The organism is Microbacterium meiriae, from assembly GCF_040685015.1.
In the GTDB taxonomy this organism is placed as follows: domain Bacteria; phylum Actinomycetota; class Actinomycetes; order Actinomycetales; family Microbacteriaceae; genus Microbacterium; species Microbacterium meiriae.
On record NZ_JBFBHD010000001.1, the window covers coordinates 871,470 to 888,086 of the forward strand.

A 16,617-nucleotide genomic window follows, 5' to 3' on the forward strand; every position below is an offset into this window, starting at 1 on the left:
ACGACTCTCCGCTGGGGGGCGGACGCGGAGCTTACTTCGCGAGCGGCGCGGCGAGGATGGCCAGGTAGTCCTCGAGACCCCACGGGATCGACAGCGCGGACGGGTTCGCCGACGCGGCGATGGGCGTGGCGTCGGGAAGGATGGCGACGCGGCCCTCCGCGATGGCCGGGATCTTCGACAGCAGCGGGTCGGCCTGCAGCGTGGCGAGGGTGGAGTCGTCGCCGTAGGTCACGAGCACGTCGACGTCGTCGAACTTCTGCGCCTCCTCGGCGCTCACCTCGAGGTAGAACTGCTCGCTGTCCTTGTTCTCCTCCACGATGGCGGGGAACGGCAGGCCGAGATCGTGCAGGTAGCCGGGGCGCGTGTCGGCCGCGGTGTAGTAGGTGATGACGCTCAGGTCACTCGGGTCGAAGAACGCGAAGATGACCTTCTTGCCCTCGAGCGCGCTGTTGGCCGCGAGGGCGGCGTCGGCGTCGGCGTGCAGGTCCTCGATCAGGGCCTCGCCCTCAGCCTCGAGCCCCAGGGCCTTGGAGTTCATCTCGACCATGTCGTCGACGGACGTGCCCCACGCGACGTCGGGGTAGGCGACGACCGGGGCGATCTTGGAGAGCGTGTCGTACTCCTCCTGCGTGAGGCCGGAGTAGGCGGCGAGGATGACGTCGGGCTCGGTGTCGGCCACGGCCTCGTAGTCGATGCCGTCGGTCTCGTCGAAGAGCACCGGGGTCTCGCCCCCGAGCTCGTCGAGCTTCTCCTCCACCCAGGGGAGGATGCCGTTGTCGTCGTCGTCGCCCCAGGTGGCCTTGCTCATGCCGACCGGGACGATGCCGAGGGCCAGCGGCACCTCGTGGTTCGCCCACGCGATGGTGGCCACGCGCTCGGGCTTCTCGTCGATGGTCGTCTCGCCGTAGACGTGCTCGATGGTGACGGGGAACGCGTCGTCAGAGGCCGGGTTGCTCCCGGCGGACGCGGTCGACTCCGGCGCGGAGGACGAGCAGGCGGAGAGCGTCACGGCGAGCGCGGCGGCCGCGCCGAGGGCGAGAAGTCGAGAGGTGCGCACAGGCGTTCCCTTCGGGATGGGAGATGGGGTGTCGACGCGAGAGCGTCCGGCCTTTGGTAAGCCTCGCCTAATCTAACACGGAGGTTAGGACTGCCTCACTCCCGTTTCGAATCGCTCACCTTGTCCCATCCGGCGCCCGGATGCCGCAAAGTGGGCGATTCGAAGGTGTCGGGGCAACGAAAAAGCCGGCCGGACCCGTACGGATCCGGCCGGCTTCAGGAAGTCAGCGCACGCTCAGAGAGCGCGGATGTTCGCCGCCTGCATGCCCTTGGGGCCACGCTCAGCGTCGAATTCGACCTTCTGGTTCTCGCGGAGCTCCTTGAAACCGGAGCCGGCGATAGCCGAGTAGTGGGCGAAGAGGTCTTCGGTGCCGTCATCGGGAGCGATGAAGCCGAAGCCCTTCTCTGCGTTGAACCATTTCACAGTGCCAGTGGCCATGTGTTTTCTACTTTCTGTTGACCGGCCGCTCGCGCGGCCTGCATCATGCCGATGATCCGACATGCATGCTCGGTCACGCTACCACGGCCGACTGACCGGATGCCGCCTCTTCGGCCGTGCGATGGGCGAGTGCCGCCTCGGTGCGCGTGCTGACACCGAGTTTGCGCAGCACCGCCGAGACGTGCACGCTGACGGTCTTCACACTGATGAACAGGCGCTCCCCGATCTGGCGGTTGCTCAGGCCCTCAGCGATCAGGGCGAGTACCTGCCGCTCCCTGGCCGTCAGCTGCTCCGCGTCGGCCTCGCGGGGTGCGGTCGGACGCACCCCGGACGCATCGCCGAACCGTGTCAGTGCCTTCTGCAGCGGCACGTGGCCGAGTCGCTCGGCGATCGCCGTCGCCGTGGCCAGCACGGCAGCCGCCTCGGCGCGCTCCCCGGCGGCGACGTGCAGCCGGGCCCGCTCGAGCCGGAGCACCACCCGGAACGTCACCGGAACGTCGTCCCCGTCCGCACACACCAGCGCCTCGTCGACCACCGCCGGCTCCGGTTCGAGCAGGGCGTGCAGCACCGTCGACCACGCGTCGTCCTGGAGTTCCGGCGGCTGTACCTCCCACGCCGTCCGCACCGCCGCGACCGCCGCCTCGACGTCCGCGCCGCCCGCACGCAGCGCCGTCACGAGGGCCCCCGCCTCCAGGAGCAGCCGCCGCTGATGCAGCAACGCCGGACGCTCGTCCTCCAGCATCGCCAGGATCACGTCGAGCGCTCCGCGGAGGTCGCCCTGACTCTCGGCGACGGCGACCTGCATCGTGATCCGGTCGTACCAGATCTGCCGCTCCGAGACCCCCGTCTCCTCGAACGCCGGCAGCCACTCCCGCAGGGTCTCCGCGGCCTCCGCGGCCCGGCCCCGCCAGGCGAGCACCCGCACCCGGGTCATGCTCACGTACATCCGGAACACGCGCAGCGTGCCCTGCAGGAAATCGCGGGCCAGCATGTCCTCGACCTGGTCGATCTCCCCGAGCTCCAGCAGCGGCACGATCATGTTCTGCGCCATGATCGAGCCCGAGGTGCGCTCGACGCGGAGCTCACGGGCCCGACGCAGACCCTCCTCCGCGACGGCGACCGCCTCCCGATAGCGGCCCAGCAGCGTCAGCAGGTCGGAGTAGTTGACGCGGTAACGCATCTCGGCCGTCGATCCGGCGGCGAGGTCGCGTGCCCGTCGGTACTCGCGCACCCCCTCCGCGACCCGTCCGAGGTGCGCCAGCGACCCGCCACGGACGTTCGCGGCGATCGAGAGCTGGTCCGTCGTCGCGGCGCCCGCCGCCCGGCGCTCCGCCTCGTCGGCGAGGCGGATGGCCTCCTCCCGGTCACCCGCGATCATGCGACGACTCGCGAGCTGATTCAGCAGTTCCGCACGGAACACGTCGTCGTCGACCCGCTCGGCGAGCGCCAGCGCCTCCTGAAGCAACGGGACGGCTCCGAGACGCCCGAGGTTGACGAGGTACAGCGCCTTGTTGCGCAGCAGCCGGGCGTGCAGTCGCGGGTCGACCGTCGCCGCGTCGACCTCGCTCAGCGCGACGTTGGCGACCGCGAGCGCGCGCTCCCCGTCGCCGGCGTTGCGCAGGACCGACCCGAGCACGTGGAGGAGGTCGAGACGCGCGAAGCCCGTCGCCTCCGCCGCGTCCGGCACGAGCGGCCAGAGCTCGAGGACGAGCTCCCCGAACCGCGCCGCGCTGGCGAAGGCGTACTGGGCCTTCGCCTGCCGCATGGCGTCGGCGGCGGCCGCGATCGCACGACGATCGTCCTGCGCGAGCTGCCAGTGGTAGGCCGACGCCGCCGCGTCGTCGCCCCCGCCCTCCTCCAACGCCTCGGCGTAGGCCCGGTGCAGCCGCGCCCTCTCGCCGGGGAGCAGGTCGCCGTGCACGGCCTCCCGCAGCAGAGCGTGGCGGAACCGGTAGTCGTCCTCGCCGACGACGATGATGCCGCTGCGCACGGCCTCACGGACGGCGTCTTCGACACGATCCTCCGGAAGGTCGACGAGGCGCAGCAGCAGCGGATCCGTGAGCGGCCGCTCGGCGCCGGACATCACCTGCACCACCCGGCGCGCGTCGTCGCCGAGGCGGTCGAAGCGGGCGAGCAGCAGGTCGCGCAGGCTCTCCGGCAGGGGGCCCTGGGCGCACCCGGCGATCTCCTCGACGAAGAAGGGGACGCCCTCCGCGCGCACCTGCAGCCGCTCCAGCGCCGTCGCGGTCGGCGCGCGTCCCGTGATCTGTGCGACCAGCTCGCCGACCGCATGGTCGTCGAGGCGCGGCACGGTCATCCGTTCGAGCAGCCGCGCCCTCGTGGCCTCGCCGATGAACCGGCTCACCGCGTCGCCTCGGCGCACATCGTCGGTGCGGCAGGTGATGAGCAGCAGGAGGCGGCCACGGTCGAGCGTGCGCAGCAGGAAGGAGAGGATCGCGAGGGTCGAGTCGTCGGCCCAGTGCAGGTCTTCGACGACGATGACCTGCGGCGCCAGCTCCGTGGCGGCCTCGATGAGGGAGGCGATCGCGTCGCGCAGGCGTTCGGGGCTGGTGCGGTCGCGAGCGGCGGGAGCGTCGACGAGCTCGGGCAGCAGCATGCCGAGAGCCTCGACGCCCACGCCGACCGCCTCGCGCACACGCTCCGCGCCCAGCCGCTCCACGAGCGAGCGGAGGATGCCGGCGAGCGGGCCGAACGGGGCGCGCGAGGTGCCGAGGTCGAGGCACCAGCCCCCGTGCACGTCGGCCGCGGTCGCGATCTCGGCGCTGAACTCCCGCACCAGCCGGGACTTGCCGATCCCCGCCTCGCCCTCCACGAGCAGCGCGGCGGGCACACCCTGGCGCACGCCGTCGAACAGGCGGCGCATCCCGGCGAGCTCGGCATCACGCCCGACCATCGCGGCGGTGGGGGCTGGGGCCATGGACCCATCGTGCCACTGCCCGCGGACATCCGGAGGGCCGGGGAAGGACAGGACGACGCCGTCCGTCATCGGGCGACGGCCGGGTCGCACGCCGCAGTGCACGGAGCCTGCGGCGCCGACGCTCGCCCGCGTCCGAGGCGCAGCAGCCGGCGCAGCGGACCCGCAGGACGCGGCACGATCTGGTCCGCGTGCTCGATGAGCATCCGGCGCCGGGCGACCGCGCGCTCGATCTGCTCCTGCTCGAAGACGGTGACCTGATGGATGAGGGAGGGGTGCTCGAACATGATGTCTCCTCGACGGTTCGGTGTATCCCTACACTCCGCTCTGAGGTGCCCCCTCGACATCGGACGGATGCCCTATCTTCCGCGCCCTCTTCCCGCCCACCTCCCTACGCCGACGCAGGCCCCCGCGCCGCATCAGGCTCCTGGTCCACCCACCCGCCTGAGCCCGCGCGAACGCCTGCCCTCCCAGAGCGAGCGCCGCGTGGACGGACGAGCCCCCTCCGGCACGACGATCGCGAGCACCCGCACGAGCGTCGTCATCCACAGCAGTCCGAGCCCGACGACGACCGCCTCCACCGCGGTCACCGGGAAGAAGCGGAGCGGCCACCACAGCAGCACGGCCCCGACCACGAGCACCCCGACGGCGACGGAGGTCACCACGAGGGCCAGGGGCCGACCGGGGACGATCAAAGTCGTCGCCGCGGCAGCCCCGAGGAAGAGGAGCAGCGCCGCGACGGCTGCGATGTCGTGCGGCACGGGGGCTCGATACAGCGGCAGGAGCCCGACCGCGGCGAGAGCGAGCCCGGCCGCCGCCCACAGCACGACCACGGTCGCGATCCGGGACAGCGCGTGGTCCCCGAGCAGCCGATGCAGATCGCGACCGATGTACGAGCCGACGGTGGCGACCAGCAGCCCGGCGACGACGAGGGTGCCGTTGAACGCCCACCCCACCCCGAGCTGCGAGAAGTTCTCCTCCCACCACCGGGGGTCGACGGCGGTCACCATCGCGAACAGCGTGCCGATCACGAGGAACCCGAACAGGAGCCCGGCGAGGTCCGCGGTCCGGAGCCCGATTCCCGCACCGAAGGCGAGTCGTCCGCCGACCGCGGCCGCGACCCCCGTGAGCAGCCCGCCGCCGATGGCTCCGAGCGCGAGGCCGCGCAGGCCCGCCGCGAGCACCTCGGCCGTGAGCAGCACGCCCATCGCCGTCACCGCCCCGAACGCGACGGTGAGGGCGGCGGCCGAGAGGCGCGACACGACCCGTTGCCAGCGCGGCATCGCGGCTGGCTCATCGCGACGGTGCAGGAGAGTGCTGACGACGAAGGCCAGGGCCGCGACACTGCCGGCGACCCCCGCAGCGGGCAGCGCCAGTCCTCCCTCACCCGTCAGCGGCCGCGGCGGGCCGGCGAGGAGCAGCGCCCCGGCGAGAGCTCCCCCGACGAAGCAGACCACGGTCGCGAGCACGGCACGCCCCTCGCCGCGCAGACGCTCCCTCGTGTCCATGCGCCCATGCAAGCACGCCCCTCCGACGCCCGCAGCCCTCACACGCGACGAGGCCCGGGCCGCGCGCAGCGGTCCGGGCCTCGAAGAGGATGCGTCAGGCGTCCACGTCACCGCGCCAGGCGCCGGTCTCGACGCCACGGCCCTCGATGAACTCCTTGAAGTTCTTCAGGTCCTTCTTCACCGCGTGGGATCCGGCGCCGACCAGGGCACCGACCTTCTCCAGGAGTCCCTCCGGCGCCCAGTCGAGCTGGACGGTCACACGCGTGGTGTTCTCGTCGATCTTGTGGAACGTCACGACGCCCGCGTGCTCGGTCTCGCCGCCGACGCTGTTCCACGCGACGCGCTCATCCGGGTGCTGCTCGGTGATCTCGGCGTCGAACTCACGCTCCGCGCCCCCCACGTTCACCTTCCAGTGCGTGCGGGTCGCGTCGATCTGCGTGATGGAGACGACCTCGTCGAGGAACTTCGGGAAGCTCTCGAACTGCGTCCACTGGTTGTACGCCGTGCGGACGGGAACGTCGACGTCGATGGTCTCGATGATCTGCACCATGGGGATGCTCCTCACTTGTTCGTCGTTCGTGTGCTTCCATTCAGCCTGCTGCGGGCCAGATCGGCGATGGGGTTGACATCGGCGCGACTACCGTGGAGGTCATGCGCATCCCCGCCGCGATCCGCGCCTCCCAGCGCTCCCCCCTGCTGCAGGTGGTGAAGTCGGCCGCGGCGACCATCGCCGCGTGGCTGATCGCGGGCTTGGTCTTCCCCGGGCAGCTGCCGGTGTTCGCCGCGATCGCCGCGCTGCTGGTGGTGCAGCCCAGCGTCAACCAGTCGCTGTCGAAGGCGCTGGAGCGCAGCATCGGCGTGATCGTCGGCGTGGTGATCGCCGTCGGCCTCGGCCTGCTCCTCGGCTCGCCGAGCTGGATCGTGCTGCTCGCGATCGTCGTCGCGATGCTCGTGGCATGGATCTTCCGGGCGTCCCCCGGCACCGGCAACCAGGTCGCGATCTCGGCGATGCTCGTGCTGGCGCTCGGGTCGTCGAGTCCGGAGTACGCGATCGCCCGGATCGGGGAGACCCTCATCGGGGTGGTGATCGGCATCGTCGTGAATGCGCTGATCGTGCCGCCGGTGCTCGTCGAGCCGGCGCGGCGGGATGTGGGGCTGCTCGGACGGGAGCTCGCCGCGAGCCTCGACCGTCTCGCGGACGCCCTGCCCGCCCCGCAGACTCCGGCGCGGCTGCAGGAGCTCATGCTCGAGGTGCGGCTGCTGCGACCCATGAAGGACGCCGCCGAAGCCGCGATCGCCGCCGGGGAGGAGTCGCTCACGCTGAACCCCCGGCGCTCGACCCACCGCGCCGACCTGCAGGAGCTGAGGGCGCTGCTCGACCGGCTCTCGCCCATCGTCACGCAGACCATCGGCATGACGCGGGCCTACTTCGACCACTACGACGACCGGCTCGGCGAGGAGCCCGCGGTGGCCGCGATCGCCGAGCAGCTCCGCCGGGCCGGGCACGACGTGCGTCTCGCGGTGCAGACCACGGCTCCCGCCGCAGAGCCCGAACCGCTGACCTCCGCCATCCCCGCGCTGACCGCTCCGCTCGTGATCCGTCCGCCGTCCTCGCAGCACTGGATCCTCATCGGCTCCCTCATGGAAGACCTCCGTCGCATCCGCGGCGAGCTCCTTGACGAAGACTGAGTACCGACCCACCCCCTTTCGCACCTCCCGGCCCCCTCTGTGCGTTCGCAACGGGCCGGGACGCACCGAAAGGGGTGGGTCGGCGGGGTTACCCTGGCGGGATGACAGTCGAGGAGGCGCTGGCGGAGCTCGCGGCACTGGAGGACCCGAAGCAGCGCGCGGCGAACGAGAAGCGCGGCGACGACCACGGCATCAACCTGAGCCGCATGCGCGCCCTCGCGAAGCGCATCAAGACGGACCAGGCCCTGGCGCGGGAGCTGTGGGCGACCGGCGAGACGTCCGCCCGGCTTCTGGCCCTGCTCGTGTGCCGTCCGGCCGACTTCACCGCCGACGAGCTCGACACGATGCTGCGCGAGACGAGGCCCCCCAAGGTGAACGACTGGTTCGTGAACTACGTGCTCAAGAAGTCGCCCCTCGCCGAGGAGCTGCGCCGGCGCTGGTTCGACGACGCGGATCCCACCGTCGCGTCCGCCGCGTGGTCGCTGACGACGGTCCGGGTGACGAAGGACGCCGACGGTCTCGACCTGCCGCACCTGCTCGACCTGATCGACCGCGACCTGCAGCAGGCCCCGCCGCGCCTGCAGTGGGCCATGAACGAGACCCTCGCGAACATCGGCATCTTCCATCCGGACCTGCGGGGACGGGCGGTGGAGATCGGAGAACGGCTCCAGGTGTTGGCCGACTACCCCACCGCCCCCGGCTGCACCTCGCCCTTCGCGCCCCTCTGGATCGGGGAGATCGTCCGGCGTCGCGAGGGCTGAGTACGCTGAGCGGATGAGCACCCACATCGCCGCGGAACCCGGTCAGATCGCCCCCGTCGTCCTGTTCCCCGGCGATCCGCTGCGGGCGAAGTGGATCGCCGAGACCTTCCTCGACGACGCCGAGCTGTACTCGGAGACGCGCGGCATGCTGGGCTTCACCGGCACCTGGGAGGGGCATCGGGTCTCCGTCCAGGGCTCGGGGATGGGGCAGCCGTCGATGGCGATCTACGCGACGGAACTGTTCACGGAGTACGACGTGCAGACGATCGTCCGGGTCGGATCCTGCGGCGCGCTGACCGAGAAGCTCGCGGTCCGCGACATCATCATCGCCAACGGCGCGAGCACCGACTCCGGGATCAACCGCGTACGCTTCCACGGCCTCGACTACGCCCCGCTCGCCGACTTCGCCCTGCTGCGCGCGGCGGTGGAGGCGAGCGAGTCGGAGCCGGTGTCGTCCACGGTGCACGTGGGGCCGCTGTTCTCGAGCGACCAGTTCTACAGCACCCGGCCGGAGCTCACGGAGCCCTTCGTGCGGCACGGCATCCTCGGCGTCGAGATGGAGGCGGCAGGGCTCTACACGCTCGCCGCGTTCCACGGGCGCCGCGCCCTCGCGATCTGCACGGTCAGCGACCACATCGTCACCGGCGAGGAGACCACGGCCCAGGAGCGCGAGCAGACGTTCGGCGACATGGTCCGCATCGCCCTCCGCGCAGCGACCTCGGTCTGAGACTGGCCCCCTCGTCGAGTAACGTTATACACTTCACAGGTCGCGCGGCGCCGGGGACGACCGCACAGGGCGGTCGCTGCTGCGCGCGATGAAGACGACTGGGGAGAACCATGGCCACGCAAGATCAGCTCAACACGCTTCTGGCGGACATCGAGCGCGACATCAACGGATTCATCGGGGCGTCGATCGTCGACCTGGAATCAGGGCTGCCGCTCGCCTCGAGCTCCGTCCGTCCGGACTTCGACCTCGAGGTCGCGAGCGCGTTCAACAGCGAGATCGTGAAGAACAAGAAGCGCACGATCGATGCCCTCGGCATCGATGGCGAGCTCGAGGACATGCTGCTGACGCTGAACACGCAGCTGCACCTGCTCAAGATGCTCGACGACGATCTGTTCATCTACCTGGCCGCCGATCGGCAGGCCACGAACCTCGCCCTGCTGCGCTCCTCGGTGAACCGCCGGGTCGCCGCCCTCGGCGCGTGATCCATGAGGCCGTGGGGAGCGGCCTCGGGAGAGGGCGACAGCGAAAGACCGGTCCCGGGGAGCGGACGATGAGGCGCCCCCGGCGCCGACGGACCGACCTGCCTCAGCGGTACCGGGTGATCTTCGCCGGTCCGGTGGGCGCGGGCAAGACGACTGCGGTCCGCGCTCTGAGCGACGTCGCGCCGGTGGACACCGACGTGCCGATGTCGTTCGCGAGCGGTGACGGCAAGACCACCACGACGGTCGGGCTCGACTACGGGACCTGGCGGCCGACGCCCGAGGTCTCCATCGCGCTCATCGGCATCCCGGGGCAGCAGCGCTTCGCGTCGGCACGGCAGCGCGTCTCGATCCCGGGCACCCGGGTGCTGCTCTGGCTGCGCGGCGACCGCGACACCCTCGTCGCCGACGCCGACGAGTGGCTGGACGTTCTCGCGGGCGAGGAGCATCGCGTCGTGATCGCCGTCAGCCACACCGCCGGACGAGCGATCGGCGATATCCGGCGCGCGCTCGCCGCCCCCCTCGCGCGACACGGCATCCCCGCCTCGCGCGTCCTCGCGGCCGACGCGCGCGACCGCGACAGCGTGATGCGTGTCGCCGGCGCCGCTCTCGATCTTCCGGAGGAGAAGCCATGACCGGACCCGCCCGGCGGCACGACGCCGCCGCGACGCCCGATCCGTCCCGCATGCACCCCGACGTCGCCGGCAACTGGGCCCTGTGGTCGCGCATCGTCGGCCCGTCGGCGCAGACCCGTCTGCAGCAGTTGGAGGAGCGCTTCCCGGAGCTGACGACCGCGGTCCTCGGCACGGCCGACGGCCTACACATCGCCTCGCTCGGCGTCGACCAGGACGGCGGCGAGCAGCTCGCGGCGATGAACGGCTCCCTGTTCGGGGTCGCGCGGGCCGAAGCCGAGATCATCGCCGGCGGGACGGAGCCGACCCTGTCGGCCATCGTGTCGCTGTCCATCGGAGAGAACCGGATGGCCCTGCTGAGCTTCATCCTCGCGCCGTATGGCCAGCTCCTGCTCTCGGTGTCGGCCTCGTCGTCGCAGCTCGGGACCGTGATCGTGCACGCGCGCTCCACGGCGTACGAGCTGCTCACCGCGCTCGGGGTCGCGGGATCGGCGACATGACGCAGATGGGATGATCGAAGCACCATGAATCCCACGCCGCGGCTCGAACCCTCTCTCGTTCCCGACGCGGCGGACCCCGACGCGGTCTACCTGACGTTCGTGGAATGGGCGGAGTCGACCGGCATCCGCCTCTACCCCGCGCAGGACGAGGCGCTCATCGAGATCGTCTCCGGCGCGAACGTCATCCTGTCCACGCCGACGGGCACCGGAAAGTCGCTCGTCGCGGTCGGAGCCCACTTCGCGGCGATGGTCGGCGGCCGCCGCAGCTACTACACGGCGCCGATCAAGGCCCTCGTCAGCGAGAAGTTCTTCGCGCTGGCAGAGGTGTTCGGCGCCGAGAACGTGGGGATGGTGACGGGAGACTCCGCCGTGAACGCGGACGCCCCCATCATCTGCTGCACCGCCGAGATCCTCGCGAACCTGGCCCTGCGGCAGGGTGATGCCGCCGACGTGGGCCTCGTCGTCATGGACGAGTTCCACTTCTACGGCGACCCGGACCGCGGGTGGGCCTGGCAGGTGCCGCTCCTCGAGCTCCCACAGGCCCAGTTCGTGCTGATGTCCGCCACCCTCGGCGACGTCACCACCCTCGCCGCCGACCTGACGCGTCGCACAGGACGGGAGGCCGCCTCGGTCACCGGAGTGGAGCGCCCGGTCCCGCTGCACTTCTTCTACGAGACGACGCCCATCCACGAGACCATCGACGACCTGCTGAACACGGGACAGGCCCCGGTCTACATCGTGCACTTCTCGCAGGCGGCCGCCATGGAGCGGGCCCAGGCCCTGTCGAGCACGAAGGTCGCGACGCGTGAGCAGCGGGACGAGATCGCCGCCCTCATCGGCGGCTTCCGCTTCACGACGGCGTTCGGCAAGACGCTCTCCCGCTTCCTCCGGGCCGGCATCGGCGTGCACCACGCCGGCATGCTGCCGAAGTACCGCCGGCTCGTCGAACAGCTGGCCCAGCGCGGTCTCCTGCGGGTGATCTGCGGCACCGACACGCTCGGCGTGGGCATCAACGTCCCCATCCGGACCGTACTGCTCACCGCGCTGACGAAGTTCGACGGCACCCGGATGCGCCAGCTCAACGCCCGGGAGTTCCATCAGATCGCGGGGCGGGCCGGACGCGCCGGCTACGACACCGCGGGCACCGTCGTCGCCCAGGCGCCCGAGCACGAGACGGAGAACCTCGCCGCGATCCGCAAGGCCGGCGCCGACCCGAAGAAGAAGCGGAAGATCATCCGCAAGAAGGCCCCGGACGGGTTCGTGTCGTGGGGAGAGCCGTCGTTCCGGAAGCTCATCGATGCGACGCCCGAGACCCTGACCTCGCACATGCAGATCACCAGCGCGATGCTGCTCAACGTCATCGCCCGGGGCGGCGATGTGTTCGGGAACGTCCGCCGGCTCGTCTTCGACAACCATGAGCCGCGCGCCCGGCAGCGTGCGCTCGCCCTCCGCGCCCTCGCGATCTTCCGGACGCTCCGGGAATCGGGCGTCGTGGAGACGTTCGACACGGGCGTGCCCGGAGCACCGAAGGGGGTCAGGCTCACGGTCGACCTGCAGCCCAACTTCGCGCTCAACCAGCCGCTGTCCCCCTTCGCCCTCGCGGCGTTCGATCTGCTGGACCCTTCGACAGGCTCAGGGACCCAGGAAGGCTCAGGGACCCACCCTTCGACAGGCTCAGGGACCCAGGAAGGCTCAGGGACCCACCCTTCGACAGGCTCAGGGGCCCAGGAAGGCTCAGGGACCCAGGTGGGGACGGGGTCGTACGCGCTGGACATGATCTCGATCGTCGAGGCGACGCTGGACGATCCGCGCGCCGTGCTCAGCCAGCAGGAGTTCCTCGCGCGGGGCGAGGCGGTCGCCGCGATGAAGCGCGAGGGCATCGAGTACGACGAGCGCATGGAGCTCCTCGAAGGGATCAGCTACCCGAAGCCCCTGGAGGAGCTCCTCGACGCCGCCTTCGAGACCTTCAGCGCTGCGCAACCGTGGATCCGGGACTTCGCCCTGCACCCGAAGTCCGTCGTCCGTGACATGTACGAGCGGGCCATGTCGTTCGGCGAGTACGTCGCGTTCTACAAGATCGCCCGCTCCGAGGGCGTCGTCCTGCGGTACCTGTCGGACGCGTACCGCGCCGCCTCCCAGACGATTCCCGAGGAGCGGAAGGACGAGGACCTCCACGACCTCATCGCCTGGCTCGGCGAGCTCGTGCGCCAGATCGACTCCAGCCTGCTCGACGAGTGGAGCGAGCTGACCGCCGGGACCGCCGCCCGCGGCGAGACCGACGAGCCGATCGTCCCGCCCGCACCGAAGCGCCTCACGAGCAACACCCGCGCCTTCCGCACGCTCGTCCGCAACGAACTCTTCAGGCGCGTGCAGCTCGCCGCGCGTGAGGACGTGGATGCGCTGGCCGAGCTCGACCCGTCGTTCGGCGCCGCCGCCTGGTCGGACGCGCTGGATGCGTACTTCGCCGAGCACGACGACATCGGCACCGGACCGGACGCCCGCAGCTCCCGCATGCTGCTGCTCACCGAGGGGCCGACCGCCTGGACGGCGCGGCAGATCATCGACGACCCGGTCGGCGACCACGACTGGGGCATCAGCGCCACCGTCGACCTCGCCGCGTCAGACGAGGCCGGCGAGGCGGTCGTGACAGTGACGGCGGTCGACCGGCTGTGAGCGAGGCGGGCCCCGTCAGGCCTGCATGACAGCGAGCACGTTCCCCGCCGGGTCGCGGAACCACGCGATGTCCGGCCCCTGCCCGTTCCCGCGGACGATGCCGCGGGAGTCCGACGGGAACTCGTCGTCGCCGTAGATCTTCGTCTGTACGCCGCGCTCGTTGAGCTCCTCGACCGCGGCGTCGACGTCCGCCACCGGGAAGTTCAGGATCGTGAAGCTCGCCGGGGTGTGGTTCGGTTTCGCGTAGACGAGGATCGACCCGCCGCGGGGCAGGCGCAGATCGAGGAACCCCATCGCGTTGACCTCGACGTCGAGCCCGAGGGTCGTGCCGTAGAACTCTTTCGCCGCGTCGATGTCGTCGACGCTGAAACCGCTGAACGCGTTCTCCGCTGTGAAGGCTGCCATGCCCCCAGCATCCGCCTCCGCACGCGCCGTGTCGAGCCCCTCTCACACGGCCGCTCGGACGAGCCTGCCCACGAGGTCGACGTAGTCCACCCCGGCCGCCGCGAATATCCGCGGCACCTGGGAGGCGGCGGTCAGCCCCGGCATCGTGTTCACCTCGTTGAGCACAGGGCCCTCGTCCGTGAGGAAGAAGTCCATCCGGGCGACGCCGTCGCACCCCAGGGCATCGAACATCGCGATCGCCGCGCGCTTGAGCGCCGTCGTGGCGGCTGTATCGAGCTGCGCGGGAACCGTGAAGCGGGCCGTGCCGTCGTACTTCGTCGCGGTGTCGAAGAGCCCGGGCGCGTGGATCTCCAGGGGCGGGGCGGCCCACCGCACCCCGCCCTTCTCCCGCAGCACGGCGACGTCGATCTCCCGTGCGTGCACGACCTCCTCGACCAGGATCCGCCGGTCGAACCGCGCTGCCCCCCGCAGCGCCGTGAGCAGGTCGCCCTCCTCCGTCACCAGGCTCACGCCGTGGCTCGAGCCGGCCGTGACCGGCTTGACCACGACCGCGCCGTCGAACTCCACATCGCCGATGTCCTCCGCGGCGACCAGTCGCCCCCTGGCGGTCCGCAGCCCCACGGCCTGGGCCACCAGCTTCGTGGCCCATTTGTCCATGCCGATCGCCCCCGCCCCCAGCGCGGAGCCGACCACGGGGACCCCGGCGAGCGCGCACAGCGCCGCGAGGGCGCCGTCCTCCCCGAGCGCCCCGTGCACGGCCGGGAACACGACGTCGCTCGCCGCGAGCAGCGGCAGGGCCTGCTGCAACGATGCCGCCGGACTCACGCCGGGCGGGATGCCGTCCGCGCGCCACACGCCGTCGCGGTCGATCGTCACGGTCGTGACGGCGTGTCCCCCCAACCGCAGCGCCGCGGCGACCGCCGCCGCCGACGCGAGCGACACCTCGTGCTCCGGGTTCTGTCCCCCTCCGATGACCAGGACCTTCATCGTCATGCCACGCTCCTTCTCACTCGCGGGCCGATGCCCGTGACGATGGTGTGCGGGATGGTGCCCGCCCACCGCGCCCACTCCTGCACCGACGGCACTGCGCCGCCGTCCGGCCCGAACACCGTCGCGACCGCTCCCCGCGGGAACGCCCTCCCCCCGGTGTCGACGACGATCTGATCCATCGACACCCTCCCGACGATCAGGTGCCGTTCCCCTCCGATCTCCACCCCCGCACCCGGCCCGACCTCCCGCGGGATGCCGTCCGCGTACCCGACGCCCACGACGCTCAGGTGCGTGGCCGTTGCCGTCGTGTGCGTGCCCCCGTAGCCCACGACGGTTCCGGCCGGCACGGCGGCGCTGTGCACCACGGGCGCGGTGAACCGGGAGGCCCCGACCAACGACACCGTCTCGGACGGGTCGATCCCCACGAGGGCGGCCCCCACCCGCACCATGTCGAAGTGCGTGGCGGGGTCCGTGAGAGCCCCCGACGTCGCCGCGAGGTGCACGAGCAGCGGTCCGAACCCGGCGCGCAGGACCGCGTCCCTCCCCTGGCGCATCCGCAGCACCGCGGCCGCGTTCGCCCGCGGATCCGCGGCGTCCGCGCAGGGGAGGTGCCCCATCACCCCGACGACATCGATCCGTCCGCGGGCCGCCCTCGCCGTGCGCAGCAGAGTGTCCCAGTCCTCCACGGGGCACCCTCCGCGCGCCATCCCGGTGTCGAGGTGCAGGTGCACCCGCACGGAAGCTGTGGCATCGGCCGCGAGCTGGCGCAGCTCCTCGACGGAGCCCACGGCCACGTCGACCCCCGCAGCGGCCGCGAGCGGCGCGTCGATGCCCGCCGGATGCAGCCAGGCGAGGATCGGCACGCGCAGGCCGGCCTCGCGCAGCGCGACCCCCTCGGCGACGTCGGTGACCCCGAGCCACTCGGCTCCCGCGGCCACGGCGGCGGTCGCCACCGCCACCATGCCGTGACCGTAGGCGTCGGCCTTGACCACGGCCATGACGGGAACCGCAGCGGCGGCCCGCACGCGGCGGAGGTTCTCGGCGACGGCGCCCGGAAGGGTGGACAGGGTCGGCGCGTGCAGGCGGGACAGGGTCGCCCCCTCCGCGAGCACCGCGGTCATCGCTGCATCCTCGGGTCTTCGGTGGCATCGGCGTACTGTGCGGGGCAGCCGTCCTCGACAGCCTCCGGTCGCAGCTCGTAGTGCCAGGACTCGTTGGCGTAGGTCTGGCAGAGCCCGTAGCGCCAGCCGCGCTGGGCGAGCCAGTCGAGGGTGGGGAGCGGACCGAGGTCGACCGCGTCGCCGGAGACGTGCGCCGAGGTCTCGGCGGTCGCCACCCAACGGCGCGCCTCCTCCTCCGAGCCGTAGTCGTCGATGGCGTCGCGGAGCAACTGCTCCTGCAGCGTGGCCGACCGCCATCCGCTGTTCACGACGAAGGTGACCCCGTCGGCCTCGGCATCGGAGGCGGCACGCTGGAGGGCGTCGAGCAGCGCGGGGTCGAGGTTGCCGACGGCGATCCTGTCGACGTCGAAGACCGTCGGCTGATCGCCGTCGCGGATCACGCCGTCCGCCTCGCTCGGGGCGAGCACCGATCCGGTGGTCGGCGGATGCGGATCGGTGTCGGAGCCGGAGGAGCCGGTGGTGGCGGGCGTGACGATCGGGGCGGTCTCGGCGAACGCGGCCGACAGCGACTGCTGCACGGCGACGGCGGCGACCACGGCGAGTGCCAGCACGGAGGCCGTGGTGGCGATCCGCCGACGGCGCCGTGCCCGGACGGCTCGGGGGGTGTGGAGGTCGTTCATGCTTCCAGTGAAGAGAGGACGC

At 71.5% G+C, this 16,617-nt stretch carries 17 protein-coding genes; 7 read left to right on the plus strand and 10 right to left on the minus strand.

Annotated elements, in window-relative coordinates:
• Positions 1-31 precede the first annotated feature (31 nt).
• The 6 genes from AB0N68_RS04320 to AB0N68_RS04345 form a co-directional block, all read right to left on the minus strand.
• The gene (locus AB0N68_RS04320; RefSeq protein ID WP_292794044.1) at positions 32-1,057 is read right to left on the minus strand and encodes an iron-siderophore ABC transporter substrate-binding protein; all 1,026 of its coding nucleotides are present in this window, start codon (positions 1,055-1,057) and stop codon (positions 32-34) included.
• A gap of 234 nt (positions 1,058-1,291) precedes the next feature.
• Positions 1,292-1,495: a cold-shock protein gene (locus tag AB0N68_RS04325; RefSeq protein ID WP_025104028.1), complete on the minus strand. Its 204-nt coding sequence runs from the start codon at positions 1,493-1,495 to the stop codon at positions 1,292-1,294.
• A 73-nt stretch (positions 1,496-1,568) separates the two neighbouring features.
• Positions 1,569-4,433 (minus strand): helix-turn-helix transcriptional regulator, encoded by a 2,865-nt coding sequence (locus tag AB0N68_RS04330; RefSeq protein ID WP_292794047.1) that lies wholly within the window; start codon positions 4,431-4,433, stop codon positions 1,569-1,571.
• Between the two features lie 65 nt (positions 4,434-4,498).
• Positions 4,499-4,717 (minus strand): hypothetical protein, encoded by a 219-nt coding sequence (locus tag AB0N68_RS04335; RefSeq protein ID WP_292794050.1) that lies wholly within the window; start codon positions 4,715-4,717, stop codon positions 4,499-4,501.
• Between the two features lie 132 nt (positions 4,718-4,849).
• Positions 4,850-5,938 (minus strand): DUF998 domain-containing protein, encoded by a 1,089-nt coding sequence (locus AB0N68_RS04340; RefSeq protein ID WP_292794053.1) that lies wholly within the window; start codon positions 5,936-5,938, stop codon positions 4,850-4,852.
• Positions 5,939-6,032: 94 nt separating this feature from the next.
• Positions 6,033-6,488 carry an SRPBCC family protein gene (locus AB0N68_RS04345; protein WP_292794056.1) on the minus strand — a complete coding sequence of 152 codons (456 nt, stop codon included), beginning with the start codon at positions 6,486-6,488 and terminating at the stop codon, positions 6,033-6,035.
• A 101-nt stretch (positions 6,489-6,589) separates the two neighbouring features.
• On the opposite strand from AB0N68_RS04345, the gene AB0N68_RS04350 reads away from it, so the two are divergent.
• The 7 genes from AB0N68_RS04350 to AB0N68_RS04380 all read left to right on the plus strand — a co-directional run bounded on the left by AB0N68_RS04350 (position 6,590) and on the right by AB0N68_RS04380 (position 13,399).
• Entirely contained in the window at positions 6,590-7,627 is a 1,038-nt protein-coding gene (locus AB0N68_RS04350; RefSeq protein WP_259951919.1) for an FUSC family protein, read from the plus strand.
• 101 nt (positions 7,628-7,728) lie between these two features.
• Complete coding sequence (locus tag AB0N68_RS04355) at positions 7,729-8,388, plus strand: DNA alkylation repair protein (protein ID WP_292794062.1); 660 nt, start codon at positions 7,729-7,731, stop codon at positions 8,386-8,388.
• Positions 8,389-8,401: 13 nt separating this feature from the next.
• The gene (gene deoD / locus AB0N68_RS04360) at positions 8,402-9,115 is read left to right on the plus strand and encodes a purine-nucleoside phosphorylase (protein WP_187663028.1); all 714 of its coding nucleotides are present in this window, start codon (positions 8,402-8,404) and stop codon (positions 9,113-9,115) included.
• Positions 9,116-9,225: 110 nt separating this feature from the next.
• Positions 9,226-9,597: a roadblock/LC7 domain-containing protein gene (locus AB0N68_RS04365; protein ID WP_187663027.1), complete on the plus strand. Its 372-nt coding sequence runs from the start codon at positions 9,226-9,228 to the stop codon at positions 9,595-9,597.
• A 68-nt stretch (positions 9,598-9,665) separates the two neighbouring features.
• Positions 9,666-10,229: a GTP-binding protein gene (locus AB0N68_RS04370; protein WP_187663026.1), complete on the plus strand. Its 564-nt coding sequence runs from the start codon at positions 9,666-9,668 to the stop codon at positions 10,227-10,229.
• The gene (locus AB0N68_RS04375; protein WP_292794066.1) at positions 10,226-10,726 is read left to right on the plus strand and encodes a roadblock/LC7 domain-containing protein; all 501 of its coding nucleotides are present in this window, start codon (positions 10,226-10,228) and stop codon (positions 10,724-10,726) included. The genes AB0N68_RS04370 and AB0N68_RS04375 overlap by 4 nt, the downstream gene beginning before the upstream one ends.
• 24 nt (positions 10,727-10,750) lie before the next feature.
• Entirely contained in the window at positions 10,751-13,399 is a 2,649-nt protein-coding gene (locus AB0N68_RS04380) for a DEAD/DEAH box helicase (RefSeq protein WP_292794069.1), read from the plus strand.
• A 15-nt stretch (positions 13,400-13,414) separates the two neighbouring features.
• Here the strand turns inward: AB0N68_RS04380 and AB0N68_RS04385 are convergent, their stop codons facing one another.
• Genes AB0N68_RS04385 through AB0N68_RS04400 form a run of 4 tightly spaced genes read right to left on the minus strand, consistent with a single transcriptional unit; the run spans position 13,415 to position 16,595 of the window.
• On the minus strand, positions 13,415-13,804 hold the full coding sequence (locus AB0N68_RS04385; protein ID WP_101847682.1) for a VOC family protein: 390 nt from the start codon (positions 13,802-13,804) through the stop codon (positions 13,415-13,417).
• 42 nt (positions 13,805-13,846) lie between these two features.
• Positions 13,847-14,797, minus strand: coding sequence for a D-alanine--D-alanine ligase family protein (locus AB0N68_RS04390; RefSeq protein ID WP_313366513.1), 951 nt, complete (start codon positions 14,795-14,797; stop codon positions 13,847-13,849).
• Positions 14,794-15,915, minus strand: coding sequence for an alanine racemase (gene alr / locus AB0N68_RS04395; RefSeq protein ID WP_313366512.1), 1,122 nt, complete (start codon positions 15,913-15,915; stop codon positions 14,794-14,796). Before alr ends, AB0N68_RS04390 begins: the two co-directional genes overlap by 4 nt.
• Positions 15,912-16,595 carry a M15 family metallopeptidase gene (locus AB0N68_RS04400; protein WP_259951900.1) on the minus strand — a complete coding sequence of 228 codons (684 nt, stop codon included), beginning with the start codon at positions 16,593-16,595 and terminating at the stop codon, positions 15,912-15,914. The genes alr and AB0N68_RS04400 overlap by 4 nt, the downstream gene beginning before the upstream one ends.
• Positions 16,596-16,617: the final 22 nt, after the last annotated feature.